The following is a 12,515-nucleotide window of genomic DNA, read 5'->3' on the forward strand; positions in this document are numbered from 1 at the left end:
CATGGCCGATCTCAAATTGGGCAAGCTGCCCGACCGCACCCCGGTCAAGCTCGCCATAACCATCACGCCAGACCTGCAGGCATCGCTGCAATCCTACGCAAAGTTGTACGCCTCTGCCTATGGAGTCGAGGAGCCGGTTGCCGATCTGATTCCGGCCATGCTAGCCGCGTTCCTCGAGAGCGACCGCAGCTTCACTCGCGCGCGCGATATCGCACAACGGGGGCAGAAATGATCGAGCGTGCCTGGGAAAAGAAGATCGAGCCACTGACCGTGCGTATCTCTACAGCGGTGCGTATCACGGGTCTGAGCCGCTCTCGCATCTATGAACTGATCCAGTCGGGCGATCTCGACACGGTAAAGGTGGGAAGAGCGACCCTTGTCCAGTATAGTAGCTTGAAGTTGCTGACTGGCAATGACGCTTCAGTCGCGGATGATCCGATCTGAGAGGTCAGAGCCCGGCTGGCGATCTGTCAACGTAATCTTCAAACGCATAGTCGTGGAGAAGCTGTTGCCGCCACAGGAAGGCGCGATCGACCTTGGCCAATCCGGCATCGTCGCAAATCTCCGGGCACGCGACAAAGATCATCTCGGCCTGAATATTAATGATCTCTCGCGCGTCCGCGTCGCTCAACAGGAAGGAGGGCGCGGACAGGCGTCAATTCTCGAGCAGGCTGCGCCGATCCGGTCCGATCACCGCCATCGCCTGGTTCACCTCGCGACCGTTGCGAGCTTGCGGACAGATATCATAGGCGGGGTCGGCGCCAGCGCCTTGCCGGCCCATAGCGCGGCGTGATCGTGGGCGTGATCGTCGGTGTTCCCGACAAGGATGTTGAACACCATGCGCGCTAGCAGTGTGCGCTTCTCTCAGCCGTGGCAGTATTACGCACTTCTCGACATTTTCAGCAAGTTCCGAACGGAGCACGACATCGCTGAAAAGGCTATGATCTATGCCGCATGCAGCGCGCATGAGGGCTCGGAACGCGATTTCTACCAAACCATTCAGCTGACCGGCTTGGTTACTGGTGCAACCAGGGTGCAGGGTTCTTTCAACCACCAAGCCGACAGGAGGAGAAGTTCCTCTGCTCATCTGTAATTTAATTCGTTTCATCTAAAATTTCTTTAAATTAGCTTTTTCCGCAATGCTGCGAACCTTTTTTGCACTTGCGAAACGCATTGTCATAAGTGCCTGGAATGGCGTAGACAGTTGCCGGGTGCTGATTGAGAAATCGGCTTGGGGTCGCGGAACAAGGGATGGACGTTGCGCTGGTCAAGGCGCATCGACACCGCGGGCGTCAGTCGGACATATCGGCGGCGATACGCGGAAAGAAGGAAAAGAAGCGTGTCGACAGTTTCGAAGATCGTACCGTTCCGCTCGGGTGCGCATATTGTGGAGACAGCGTGCAGCAGTCTCGCCCTGGCAGCCAGGGGGCTCAATACACTCGAAGCCAAATTTTCCGACCGGGAATTTTCCGCGGCCTTTGTGCGGCTCGTTGGAACCATCATCAATGTCCGTGGACGCGTCATCGTCACCGGCATCGGCAAGAGCGGCATCGTCGCGCGCAAGATGACGGCGACGCTGACCTCCACCGGCACGCCGGCGCTGTTCCTGCATCCGGCTGATGCCGGCCATGGCGATTTGGGCATGGTGACCCCCGACGATGTGGTGCTGATGCTGTCCCACTCAGGTGAATCGACCGAACTCGGACCGATCATCCATTATTGCAAGCGCTTCGGCATCTCGCTGCTGGCGATGACGGCGCAGGCGCGGAGCACCGTGGCCGAGGCCGCCGATATCTGCATGCTGATGCCGGCGGTGCGTGAAGCCTGCCCCAACATGCTGGCGCCCACCACATCGACTACCTTGCAGATGGCCTTTGGCGATGCGCTGGCGATATCGTTGATGGAAATGCGCGGCTTTTCGGCTGATGATTTCTATAAGTTCCACCCCAATGGCCGGCTTGGCGCGCAGCTCGTAAAGGTGCGCGAACTGATGTTGGCGGGCAACGATGTGCCGCGGGTGTGCGAAGATTCCTCGCTGCTCGACGCCACGATCGAGATGACGCGTGCGCGGTTGGGCGGCACGGCCGTCGTCAACCAGGGCGGTCAACTGATTGGTGCCTTCACCGATGGCGATCTGCGCAGGGCCGTGACCGGCAAGCAGAATCTGACCGACGCGGTCGGCCGTGTCATGACCGTGAAGCCCCAGACGATCGGTCCGAATGAACTGGCGTCGGAAGCGCTGCGCATTATGCATGACCGCAACATCACCCTGTTGTTCGTGTGCGAGGATGGCGACCTGGTCGGGGCGCTCCACATGCATGACCTGCTGCACGCCGGGGTCGCCTGACTATAGTGGTGGTCATTCCGGCGCGGGCGGGTTTGTCCCGCCTGCCGCGCAAGCCGCTGCGCCTCATTGCGGGGCGCAGTCTGCTGCATCGCACGATCGCCATGGCGCGCGCGGCGATCGGCGCGCGAGCCGGCGTCGCTCTGGTCGTCGCCACCGATGATGACGGGATCGCAGCCCATGCGCAGGCCGCCGGCTGAGACCCGGTGATGACCGACAGCGCGATCGCCACCGGCTCGTGCCGTGCGCGCGCTGCCTGTGCGCAGATCGTCCAGCCGAACTTCGTCGTCAATCTCCAGGGGGATTCGCCCTTCCAGCCCAAGGGAGCGCTGGGCTCGGTGATCGAGGCGCTGGATGCCGGAGCCCAGGTCGCGACCCGGGCGACAGGCACGGCAAGCGGAGTTGGCTTGACGTCCTTGGACATTACAAGTTCCTTGGCATGAATTCGCGCTTTTGGAGCACGCTGGCGATCCGAGGATCACCAGCGTGTCGCACCGAGTTCAAACCACGCGCCGCGCCGCTGGAAAGCTGGGGCGGAGAATCTTGCCGCCATCTCGCAACTCGTCGAGATAATCTGACCAACTCTGCATCATCTGTACGCGCTCGTCCCAATACTCGCCTCTGGCGTAAGCCCGTCGAACCTGGTTGGTATCGACATGCGCGAGTTGCCGCTCAATCGCATCGGGATTCCATTCTCCCCTCTCGTTGAGAAGGGTGGCGGCCATCGCGCGGAAGCCATGCGCCGTCATATGGTCGCTCGTGTAGCCGAGGCGTCGGAGGCCTTGGTTCACCGTATTTTCCGACATCGCCTTGCGCGGGCGACCGAGAGCCGGGAAAAGATACTTCCACCAATGGGTGTGTTCATGCAGTTCCTGCAGCATGTCAATTACCTGACGGGACAGCGGTACCCGATGCGGGCGACGCATCTTCATCCGTTCGGCAGGAATAAACCAGATGGCCTCCTCGAAGTCGATGTCGGCCCACTCCGCCTGTCTTAGTTCGCCCGGGCGGAGCAGAACGTGCGGCGACAGCCGCATCGCCATCACCGTCACCTTGTGACCGCTGTATCCGTCGATGGCCCGCAGCAGCGCACCGACTTCCGACGGCTTAGTGATGGCGGCGAAGTGCTTCACCTTTGGCGAGGCGATTGCACCACGCAAATCGGCCGCAACGTCCTTGTCGCATCGCACCGTCGCGACGCCATAGCGGAAAACGCGGCTAAGGACGCTTCGCATCCGCCGTGCGCTTTCAAAGGCACCGGTCGCCTCTACCTTGCGCAGCACCGCAAGCGCCTCGTGTGGAGTGATCTGCGCAATCGGGATACTGCCTATGATCGGATAGGCCTTAGCGAGCAGCCAGCGGATTTTGTCTACGGTCACCTGGGCGAGGCCGTCTCGCTCGCATTTGACGAGCCACTCTTTCGCCACGTCCTGGAAAGTGTTGGCAGCTGCATATTTGGCGGCAATCCTTGCGCGCTTTTTCTCCAGCGCGGGATCGAGCCCTTCCGCGATCTTCCTCTTCGCCTCGTCACGCCGCACCCGGGCATCGGCAAGGCTCACGTGCGGCCAGCCGCCGAGATGGAGAGTCTTCTGCTTGTCGAGAAAACGATATTTGAAGCGCCAGAGCTTCGAGCCGTTGGGTTGAATGACGAGAAGGAGACCTTGCGAGTCGCTCAGGCTCCAGGCCTTCTCTCTCGGCTTGGCGGCATTGATCTGTATGTAAGTCAGCATGGTCGATTTCCCAGCAAAGCCGGGTCAATCCGAGAGCACCAAAAAGAGCAACATTTGTGGCTGCTGCTGGTGGTCCTAGCCGGATTTCACCGGACGGTGTCTGGCGATTCTCTGTCAGAAAATGCTGTGAAACCAGCCGCTTACCGGACGCCTCTGGACGAATCCAGAGGCGCCAGTGGTGCCCAGAAGAGGACTCGAACCTCCACGACCTTGCGATCGCCAGCACCTGAAGCTGGTGCGTCTACCAATTCCGCCATCTGGGCACGGGGTAGGAGTGCGCCTCTAACGGCGGCCTCCAGACCTGTCAACGCGGCAATGCGTTTTTTTTGAACTTTCACGGGAAAGGGCTATTTTTGCCGTCAAAACATGGCAATCCGGGGCCATGCCGTGCCCCGGTCCACAGCGATGGAGCCTCTGAAACTTGAACGCGCCCGAATCTTCCCCTCAATTTCTCGCGCGTGCCGACGGGCTGCGCCTCGCCTATCGCCATCGTCCGGGGGAGGGGACGACCCTCATCTTTCTGCCGGGCTACATGTCCGACATGGAAGGGAGCAAGGCGATCGCGCTCGACGCCTGGGCGGGCGAACAGGGCAGGGCGATGTTGCGGCTCGACTATGCTGGTTGCGGCGCCAGCGAGGGCCGGTTCGAGGACGGCACGCTCGCCAGCTGGCGTGACGATGCGCTGGCCCTGATCGACGGGCTGACGCAGGGGCCGCTGCTGCTGGTCGGATCGTCGATGGGCGGCTGGCTGGCGCTGCTGATCGCGCTGGCCCGCCCGGATCGCATCATGGGGCTGGTCGGCATCGCCGCCGCGCCCGACTTCACGCAGTGGGGTTTTACCGATGCCGACAAGGCGCTGTTGGCGACCGAGGGGCGGATCGAGGAACCCACGCCCTATGGCGACCATCCCTATGTAACGACGCTGGATTTCTGGCAGTCCGGTCAGGCGCATAGGTTGCTGGACGATGCAATCGCGATCGACTGCCCGGTCCGGCTGCTCCAGGGCCAGTGCGATACGGATGTCCCCTGGGAAATCGCGTTGCGCACGGCCGATCGGCTGCGTTCATCCGATGTGCAGACGCTCCTCATTAAGGATGGCGACCATCGCCTTTCCCGCGACGGCGACATCGCCCTGCTGATCCGCACCGTCGCCGCTCTTCTGGACAATCGCTGATGCCCGTCATCCTCCCCCTCCTGATGTTCATGCAGGCCTATGATCCCGAGATCGAGGCGGTGATGCGCAACAGCCGCAAGAAGAAGGAGGATGCCGCAGCGGCGGCCGCCTCCGCAGCGTCAGTCCAACAGGCCGCGGCCGCCCGTTCGGCGCCCGACGCCGACGGGCGCATCCCGGTCCCGGCCAAATTTGCTGGGCCGTTCCAGGCCTGCCTCGACCAGGCGCTGGAATCGCCGGACAAGGCGATCACCTTCGCCCAGAATTGGCGGATCGACGGCGGCAGCTTCTACGCCCGCCACTGCATGGGCTTTGCCCTGTCGCGGGCGGAGCGCTGGGGGCCGGCGATCGTCGCCTTCGAACAGGCGGCGGAGGAAGCCGAGCGCGGCGGCGAGATCGTCCAGAGCGCGCGCCTCTGGGGCCAGGCCGGCAATGCCGCCCTTGCCAGCGGCGACGCGAAGAAGGCGCGGGAGGATTTCGACGCGGCGCTGGCACGCGGCCTGCCCGACGGCATGGAAAAGGGCGAACTGCATCTCGATCGCGCCCGTGCGCTGGTCGCGCTGGGCGATACGGATGGCGCGCGCGGTTCGCTCGACACCGCGCTGACCCAGGCGCCCAAGGATCCGCTTGCCTGGCTGCTGTCCGCTACCTTGGCGCGCCGCACCGGCGAACTGGCACTGGCCCAGGCGCATATCGCCCGCGCGGTGCAATTGTCGCCCGATGATGCCTCGGTCGCGCTGGAGGAGGGTAATATCGCCGTCCTCACAGATCATGCGGACATCGCCCGCTCGGCTTGGCAGCGGGCGGTGAAGCTGGCGCCGGATGCACCGGCCGGCAAGGCAGCGGCGGAAAATCTGGGACGTCTGGAACCGGAGGCAACGGCACCCAAGCCGGCGGGCTGATTGATCAGCAAGACTTTGTCACGGAACCCCCGTCCGATCCCGCCCGTTCGCCGACCGAGCGGGATAACGGAACGGATGGTGATGATATGACTGGCAAATTCTCCCGCATGATGGCGCTCGGCCTGTTGCTGGCTGGCGCGACCTCGCTCACGGCTTGTTCGCGCGGCGCAACCCGTGGCGGCCTGATCGGTGGCGCAGGCGGCGCGGTGATCGGCAGCGCGACCGGTCTCGGCACCACCGAGGGCGCTGTCATCGGTGGCACTGCCGGCGCGATCATCGGCGACAAGAGCGACTGTTCGAAGAAGGACCGCCGCCGGGGCCGCTGCTGACCCTATTTCAGGTAGAAATCGACGGTCGTGACGACGCGTACCTTCTTGTAGGGCGTGTCGCTCGATCCGTCACCACCCTCGCCATCGCGCGGGTCGATCGAGAAATAGCCCTGGGTCGCGCTCTTGATACCGCCAACGCCCGCGCCTGAGTCCTTGGCGAACTGCTCGGCCGCTGCGCGCGCATCGCGTGTCGCCGCCGCCACCATCGGGGGTTTGAGGTCATTGAGCCTGGTGAAGCTGTAGCGCATCCCCGACCCTTCCTGCAGCGTCACGCCGCGCCGGACCAGGTCGAACTGCTGGGCGACGGCGCGCTGGGCGCGGGCAATGTCGGTGGTACGCAGCAGCATCCGCTGGGTGATGGTGATATTGTTGATGCCATTGTTGAGATATTGGTTCACGCCCGCGCCGACCGGGGTCAGCGCATCGGGCTTGAACCCCAGGCTGGCGAAATAGGCCTTGAGTTCCTGGGTATTGGCGTCGATTTCCGCTCGCACCGTCGGCAGGTTGGTGCCGGTCGCCGAATAGCTGATCGACCAGGTGGCAAGATCGGCGGTCACGTCCTTCTCGGCCAGGCCTCGCACCGTGACCGACCGGTCCGCCGCCCTCGCGCGCTTGAGGCCGTCACCCAGCAGGTAGCCGCCCGCGATCACGCCGATCGCCAGTACCGCCGCCGAACCCAGCAGCACCTTGTCCCGCATTTCCAGAGCCATGATCGCTTTCCTCTTCCGCCGGGCCGGTCCCGGTCCTATCTAGGGAGCTATCTGCCAATCTACCGATGAACCGTTGCTTTATGGCGACGAACGGAGAAAGCCTTGCTCAAATATCTGCACACGATGATCCGCGTCACGGATCTCGACAAGACCATCGGCTTTTTCGAACTGCTCGGCCTCAAGGAGGTCAAGCGGTTCGACAGCGAGGCGGGCCGCTTCACCCTCGTCTATCTGGCCGCGCCGGGTGACGAGGACGCGCAGGTGGAACTGACCTACAACTGGCCGCCGCAGGATGGCAGCCCGGCGGAAGTCTATGATGGCGGCCGCAATTTCGGCCACCTCGCCTATCAGGTCGACAATATCTACGAGACCTGCCAGCGGCTGATGGACGCCGGCATCATCATCAACCGCCCGCCGCGTGATGGCCACATGGCCTTCATCCGCACCCCCGACAATATCTCGGTCGAACTGCTGCAGGACGGCCGGCTCGACCCGGCCGAACCCTGGGTGTCGATGCCCAATATCGGGGCTTGGTAAGCCGATGCTGCAGGTCGTCCGCGTCCCCGTCCTCTCGGACAATTATGTCTGGCTGCTGCATGATGATGCCAGCGGCCAGACGGTCGCGGTCGACCCGTCGGTCGCCGAGCCCGTGCTGGCGGCGGCTGCGGAACACGGCTGGACCATCGACCAGATCTGGAACACCCATTGGCACCCCGATCATGTCGGCGGCAATGCCGGCATCAAGGCCGCGACCGGCTGCCTCGTTACTGGGCCGGCGGCCGAGGCCGCCAAGATCGACACGCTCGACCGGCAGGTGGGGGAGGGGGACAGTGTCCGCATTGGCGATCATGTCGCCATGGTGATGGCCGTGCCCGCCCATACCGCCGGCCATATCGCCTATCATCTGGCCGATGACGCGATCCTCTTCGTCGGCGACACGCTCTTCGCCATGGGCTGCGGCCGCCTGTTCGAAGGGACGGCGGCGCAGATGTTCGCCAATATGCAGCGGTTCAAGGCGCTGCCGGGCGATACCATCGTCTATTGCGCCCATGAATATACGGAGAGCAATGGCCGCTTCGCGTTGACGGTGGAGCCGGACAATGCCGCGCTTCAGGCGCGCATGGCGGATGTCGTTGCTGCCCGTGCGCATGGCGAGCCGACAGTGCCCACGACGATCGCGCTGGAACGCGACACCAACATCTTCATGCGCGCGCAGGACGTCGCCCAACTGGCGGAGCGGCGCGCCGGCAAGGACGCATTTTAGGCGCGGTCCTCGACGGATTCCGCGTTATCATGGCGTCCTGTTTGCAAGGACATGGATGGAGAGAGGCGATGCGCGCATGGATATGTCTGGCCCCGCTGGCGCTGGCGGCCTGCAGCGGCACTTATGAGCCCACGCCGCTGACCGAGAAGCAGGCGGCCAAGATGGACAAGGCGCTGGCCGGACTGGTGCCGGGCGACAAGGTGACCTGCGTCAATCGCGAGCCGCAGACCAATTTCACCGTCATCAGCGGCAATACGCTGCTGTACAGGGTCAGCCGCAAGCTCATCTACAAGAATGAACTGATCGGCAGCTGCAATGGCCTGGCGCGCGGCGACACGATGATCGTGCGCACCTTCGGCTCGCAATATTGCCGGGGCGACATCACGAGCAGCGCGGACCTGACGATCGGCATCCCGACCGGCAATTGCGCGCTGGGTGATTTCATTCCCTATCGTCCGCCGGCCCCGTAAGCCCGATTGGACGCGCTTACCCCTTGTAGAGCGCGTCCAGCCGGTCCTGATAGCGTTTGCGGATGACATGGCGCCGGATCTTCATCGACGGCGTCAGCTCCTCATTCTCGATCGCGAACGGCTCATCCGCCAGGATGAAGCGGCGCACCCGCTCGATCACCGACAGATCGTCATTGACCCGGTCGACGGCCGCGCGCAGCGCCGCCAGATAGGTCGGATCATCGGTGATGCCCTTGATCGGCCGGCCATTGGCGGCCGCCCATTCCATCGTCCATTCCGAATCCGGTACCAGCAGGCCGACCAGATGCGGGCGACGATCGCCATAGACCATCGCCTGGCCGATCTCCGGCTGCAGCGTCAGCATGCCCTCGACCTTCTGCGGCGACACATTGTCGCCCTTGTCGTTGACGATCAGATCCTTCTTGCGGTCGGTGATGCGGATGCGGCCGCGATCGTCGATCTCGCCAATGTCGCCGGTGTGCAGCCAGCCATTCTTCAGCACCTTCTCGGTCTCGGCCGGGTTGCGCCAATAGCCGTGCATCACCAGCTCGCCGCGCACCAATATCTCGCCATCCTCGGCGATCTTGACCTCGACCCCGTCCAGCGGTGGGCCGACCGTATCCATCGCGATGCCGGCGGCGGGGCGGTTGCAGCTGATCACCGGTCCGGCCTCGGTCTGGCCATAGCCCTGCAGCAGCATCAGCCCCATCGCCTCGAAGAACAGGCCGACATCCGGGTTCAGCGGCGCGCCGCCCGACACCAACGCCTTCATCCGCCCGCCGAACCGCGCCCGAATCTTGGGGATCAGGGTGCGCGACAGCAGCGCCTTCATCGGCAGGTCGACGATCGACGACTTGCCCTGCTGTTCCTTGGCGGCGATGCGCAGGGCCTGGTTGAGCAGATAGGTGGGGAATTTGCCCTGCTTCTCGATCGACTTGATGATGCGGGTGCGCAGCACCTCGAACAGGCGCGGCACCACGACCATGATGGTCGGCCGGGCTTCCTCGATATTGCTGGCCAGCTTCTCCAGCCCTTCGGCATAATAGATCTGCCCGCCCAGCAGCATCGGCAGGAACTGGCCGCCGCTATGCTCATAGGCATGGCTCAGGGGCAGGAAGGACAGGAAAACCTCGTCGCCCCAGCCGAAATCCTCCAGCACCACCTGTCCCGCGCCTTCGACATTGGCCAGGATCGCGCCATGATGCTGCATCACGCCGCGCGGGGCGCCGCCGGTACCGCTGGTATAGATGATGCAAGCCTGGTCGCTGCGCGCGGCGGTCTGGGCCAGCGCACAGGCATCGACATCGGCCGGATGGGCGGCGATCAGGTCGGACCACAGGCGGCAGGTATAATTGCCCTGCGCACCGCGGATCGGTTCCATCGGAATGACCAGGCTGACCTGCGATCGCAGCACCGCCGGCATCAGCGTGGTCGCCAGCTTGGCGGTCGACACGATCACCGCGCGCGCGCCGCTGTCGGTCAGGATATGCTGATGGTCACGCGTCGTATTGGTGGTGTAGGTCGGCACCGTGATGCAGCCGGCCGCCATGATCGCCAGATCGGCGATGCAGAATTCCGGGCGATTTTCGCTGACCAGCATCACCGGGTCGCCGGGCTTGAGCCCTTCCGCCTTCAGCCCGGCCGCCATCGCCGCCACCTGGCGCGCCACTTCGGCCCAGCTCAGCGACTGCCATGTCCCCTGCGTCTTGCGCCACAGGAAGGGCGCGTCGCCCTTTTCCTTGGCACGGGCAAAGAACATGGTGACCAGATTGGGGAAACGTTCGATCGCCCTCACAGGCTCAACTCCTCTTACATCGGCGCGTCTGCCGCGCGCCTGCAGCGCCAGCTGGCTATAACGGGTTTCGGCGCATATCGCTGCGTCGAATCGGGAAAGCGCGCGCTCTAGAAAGGCTGGCCGAATGGCGCAAGCGCCAATGGGATCAGTCGAACAGCCCGTCCTGCGACCCGGCCGGGGGATTGAGGCCCAGATGCTTCCAGCCCGGCCCGTTGAGGCAACGCCCCCGCGCGGTGCGGGCGATCAGCCCCAACTGGATCAGATAGGGTTCGACCACTTCCTCGATCGTGTCGCGCGCTTCGGACAGACCGGCCGCCAGCGTCTCGACCCCCACCGGACCACCGCGATAGATGTCGGCGATCATGTGCAGATAGCGCCGGTCCATCAGGTCGAGGCCGAGATGATCGACCTCCAGCCGTTGCAGCGCCGCGTCCGCCACCTTGGCATCGACGGTCGGGGCGCCGGCGACGTTTGCAAAGTCGCGCACCCGGCGCAGCAGCCGCCCGGCGATGCGCGGCGTCCCGCGCGACCGGCGGGCGATCTCGATCGCGCCATCCGACGTGATCGCCAGGTCCAGCAGCCGCGCCGCGCGCCGGACCACCAGTTCCAGTTCGTCCACTGTGTAGAATTGCAATCGCACCGGAATGCCGAACCGATCGCGCAGCGGCGTCGTCAGCAGCCCCTGGCGCGTGGTCGCGCCGACCAGGGTGAAGCGCGGCAGGTCGATGCGCACCGACCGGGCCGACGGTCCCTCGCCGATCATCAGGTCGAGCGCCCGGTCCTCCATCGCGGGATAGAGTACTTCCTCGACCGCCGGATTGAGCCGGTGAATCTCGTCGACGAACAGGACATCGCCTTCGTCCAGATTGGTGAGCAGGGCGGCTAGGTCGCCCGACTTGGCGATCACCGGGCCGGACGTCGCGCGGAACCCCACGCCCATTTCCTTGGCGACGATCTGCGCCAGCGTCGTCTTGCCAAGACCCGGCGGGCCGAAGAACAGCACATGGTCCAGCGCCTCGCCACGGGTGCGCGCCGCCTGGATGAAGATGCGCAAATTCTCGCGCGCCGCCTGCTGCCCGACAAATTCGTCGAGCGACTTGGGCCGCAGCGCCGCATCGACGTCCTCGGCCCGGCGGGCCGGGGTGATCAGGCGATCGTCTTCGCTCACTTCGCCGCCTTCCGCAGTGCCAGGCGGACCAGCGCGTCAAGGCTGGCGCCGTCGCCCAGTTCCTCTTCGGCGGCGGCCACCGCGCCGCTTGCCTCGGCCGGCTTGAAGCCCAGATTCTGCAGCGCCGACAGCGCGTCGGCGGCAAAGCTGCCGGTCGGCAGCGCAACCACGCCCGGCATGCCCGGCGCCCCGGCCGGTGCCGCGCCGATCTTGTCCTTCAGCTCATTGACGATGCGCTGGGCCAGCTTGGGGCCGACGCCATTGGCGCGCGCGATCATCGCCTTGTCGCCCATCATGATCGCACGATGCAGCTCCAGCGGCTCCAGCGCCGACAATATCGCCAGCGCCACGCGCGATCCCACGCCCTGCACATGGGTCAGCAGCCGGTACCAGTCGCGCTCCTCGGCACGGGCAAAGCCGACCAGCCGGATCGAATCCTCGGCCACCAGCATCTCGGTATGGATGGTCACCGCCTCGCCCACCGGGCCGAGCGCCGCCAGCGTCCGCGACGACGCGCCGACCAGATAGCCGACCCCGCCGACATCGATGATGGCATGGTCGATGCCCGTGCTGTCCAGCCGTCCTTTGAGTTTCGCGATCATCGCCATTGCCCCATGGTCATGATCTGTTCT

At 64.4% G+C, this 12,515-nt stretch carries 16 protein-coding genes, 1 tRNA gene and 1 pseudogene; 12 read left to right on the forward strand and 6 right to left on the reverse strand.

The window, feature by feature from the left end:
• Position 1 precedes the first annotated feature (1 nt).
• The 6 genes and pseudogenes from ACUCV3_RS20575 to ACUCV3_RS20600 form a co-directional block, all read left to right on the forward strand.
• Positions 2 to 232 carry a DUF2274 domain-containing protein gene (locus ACUCV3_RS20575; protein WP_099232118.1) on the forward strand — a complete coding sequence of 77 codons (231 nt, stop codon included), beginning with the start codon at positions 2 to 4 and terminating at the stop codon, positions 230 to 232.
• A complete protein-coding gene (locus tag ACUCV3_RS20580; RefSeq protein WP_482241080.1) occupies positions 229 to 444 on the forward strand; it encodes a DNA-binding protein in 216 nt (71 codons plus the stop codon). The genes ACUCV3_RS20575 and ACUCV3_RS20580 overlap by 4 nt, the downstream gene beginning before the upstream one ends.
• A 52-nt stretch (positions 445 to 496) precedes the next feature.
• Positions 497 to 793, forward strand: coding sequence for a hypothetical protein (locus tag ACUCV3_RS20585; RefSeq protein WP_482241106.1), 297 nt, complete (start codon positions 497 to 499; stop codon positions 791 to 793).
• A 45-nt stretch (positions 794 to 838) separates the two neighbouring features.
• Positions 839 to 1,093, forward strand: coding sequence for a hypothetical protein (locus ACUCV3_RS20590; RefSeq protein ID WP_482241081.1), 255 nt, complete (start codon positions 839 to 841; stop codon positions 1,091 to 1,093).
• A 246-nt stretch (positions 1,094 to 1,339) separates the two neighbouring features.
• Positions 1,340 to 2,347, forward strand: a complete 1,008-nt coding sequence (locus ACUCV3_RS20595) for a KpsF/GutQ family sugar-phosphate isomerase (protein WP_482241082.1) — start codon at positions 1,340 to 1,342, stop codon at positions 2,345 to 2,347.
• Positions 2,348 to 2,355: 8 nt separating this feature from the next.
• Positions 2,356 to 2,721: pseudogene (locus tag ACUCV3_RS20600) on the forward strand (cytidylyltransferase domain-containing protein); the annotation flags it as partial.
• Positions 2,722 to 2,844: 123 nt separating this feature from the next.
• Here the strand turns inward: ACUCV3_RS20600 and ACUCV3_RS20605 are convergent.
• Entirely contained in the window at positions 2,845 to 4,074 is a 1,230-nt protein-coding gene (locus tag ACUCV3_RS20605; protein WP_482241083.1) for a tyrosine-type recombinase/integrase, read from the reverse strand.
• Between the two features lie 176 nt (positions 4,075 to 4,250).
• Positions 4,251 to 4,337: transfer RNA gene (locus ACUCV3_RS20610), tRNA-Leu, on the reverse strand.
• 158 nt (positions 4,338 to 4,495) lie between these two features.
• Here ACUCV3_RS20610 and ACUCV3_RS20615 point away from each other — a divergent pair.
• The 3 genes from ACUCV3_RS20615 (at position 4,496) to ACUCV3_RS20625 (ending at position 6,476) form a co-directional block, all read left to right on the forward strand.
• The gene (locus tag ACUCV3_RS20615; RefSeq protein ID WP_482241084.1) at positions 4,496 to 5,248 is read left to right on the forward strand and encodes an alpha/beta fold hydrolase; all 753 of its coding nucleotides are present in this window, start codon (positions 4,496 to 4,498) and stop codon (positions 5,246 to 5,248) included.
• Positions 5,248 to 6,147, forward strand: coding sequence for a tetratricopeptide repeat protein (locus ACUCV3_RS20620; RefSeq protein ID WP_279728982.1), 900 nt, complete (start codon positions 5,248 to 5,250; stop codon positions 6,145 to 6,147). Before ACUCV3_RS20615 ends, ACUCV3_RS20620 begins: the two co-directional genes overlap by 1 nt.
• A gap of 86 nt (positions 6,148 to 6,233) precedes the next feature.
• The gene (locus ACUCV3_RS20625) at positions 6,234 to 6,476 is read left to right on the forward strand and encodes a YMGG-like glycine zipper-containing protein (RefSeq protein ID WP_010337538.1); all 243 of its coding nucleotides are present in this window, start codon (positions 6,234 to 6,236) and stop codon (positions 6,474 to 6,476) included.
• Between the two features lie 2 nt (positions 6,477 to 6,478).
• Here the strand turns inward: ACUCV3_RS20625 and ACUCV3_RS20630 are convergent, their stop codons facing one another.
• Positions 6,479 to 7,186, reverse strand: a complete 708-nt coding sequence (locus ACUCV3_RS20630) for an SIMPL domain-containing protein (RefSeq protein ID WP_279728981.1) — start codon at positions 7,184 to 7,186, stop codon at positions 6,479 to 6,481.
• Between the two features lie 102 nt (positions 7,187 to 7,288).
• Between ACUCV3_RS20630 and ACUCV3_RS20635 the strand changes: the two genes are divergently transcribed.
• The 3 genes from ACUCV3_RS20635 to ACUCV3_RS20645 all read left to right on the forward strand — a co-directional run bounded on the left by ACUCV3_RS20635 (position 7,289) and on the right by ACUCV3_RS20645 (position 8,920).
• Positions 7,289 to 7,723 carry a VOC family protein gene (locus tag ACUCV3_RS20635; protein ID WP_004209278.1) on the forward strand — a complete coding sequence of 145 codons (435 nt, stop codon included), beginning with the start codon at positions 7,289 to 7,291 and terminating at the stop codon, positions 7,721 to 7,723.
• A gap of 4 nt (positions 7,724 to 7,727) precedes the next feature.
• The gene (gene gloB, locus ACUCV3_RS20640; RefSeq protein WP_279728980.1) at positions 7,728 to 8,450 is read left to right on the forward strand and encodes a hydroxyacylglutathione hydrolase; all 723 of its coding nucleotides are present in this window, start codon (positions 7,728 to 7,730) and stop codon (positions 8,448 to 8,450) included.
• 68 nt (positions 8,451 to 8,518) lie between these two features.
• The gene (locus ACUCV3_RS20645; protein WP_037513228.1) at positions 8,519 to 8,920 is read left to right on the forward strand and encodes a hypothetical protein; all 402 of its coding nucleotides are present in this window, start codon (positions 8,519 to 8,521) and stop codon (positions 8,918 to 8,920) included.
• Positions 8,921 to 8,936: 16 nt separating this feature from the next.
• Here the strand turns inward: ACUCV3_RS20645 and ACUCV3_RS20650 are convergent, their stop codons facing one another.
• From ACUCV3_RS20650 to ruvA, 3 genes are all read right to left on the reverse strand, one after another.
• Positions 8,937 to 10,715, reverse strand: coding sequence for an AMP-dependent synthetase/ligase (locus ACUCV3_RS20650; protein WP_081331814.1), 1,779 nt, complete (start codon positions 10,713 to 10,715; stop codon positions 8,937 to 8,939).
• A 145-nt stretch (positions 10,716 to 10,860) separates the two neighbouring features.
• On the reverse strand, positions 10,861 to 11,883 hold the full coding sequence (ruvB, locus tag ACUCV3_RS20655; protein ID WP_037519314.1) for a Holliday junction branch migration DNA helicase RuvB: 1,023 nt from the start codon (positions 11,881 to 11,883) through the stop codon (positions 10,861 to 10,863).
• The gene (ruvA, locus tag ACUCV3_RS20660; protein WP_037513240.1) at positions 11,880 to 12,485 is read right to left on the reverse strand and encodes a Holliday junction branch migration protein RuvA; all 606 of its coding nucleotides are present in this window, start codon (positions 12,483 to 12,485) and stop codon (positions 11,880 to 11,882) included. The genes ruvB and ruvA overlap by 4 nt, the downstream gene beginning before the upstream one ends.
• Positions 12,486 to 12,515 lie beyond the last annotated feature (30 nt).

This window comes from Sphingobium sp. VMM (genome assembly GCF_056790315.1).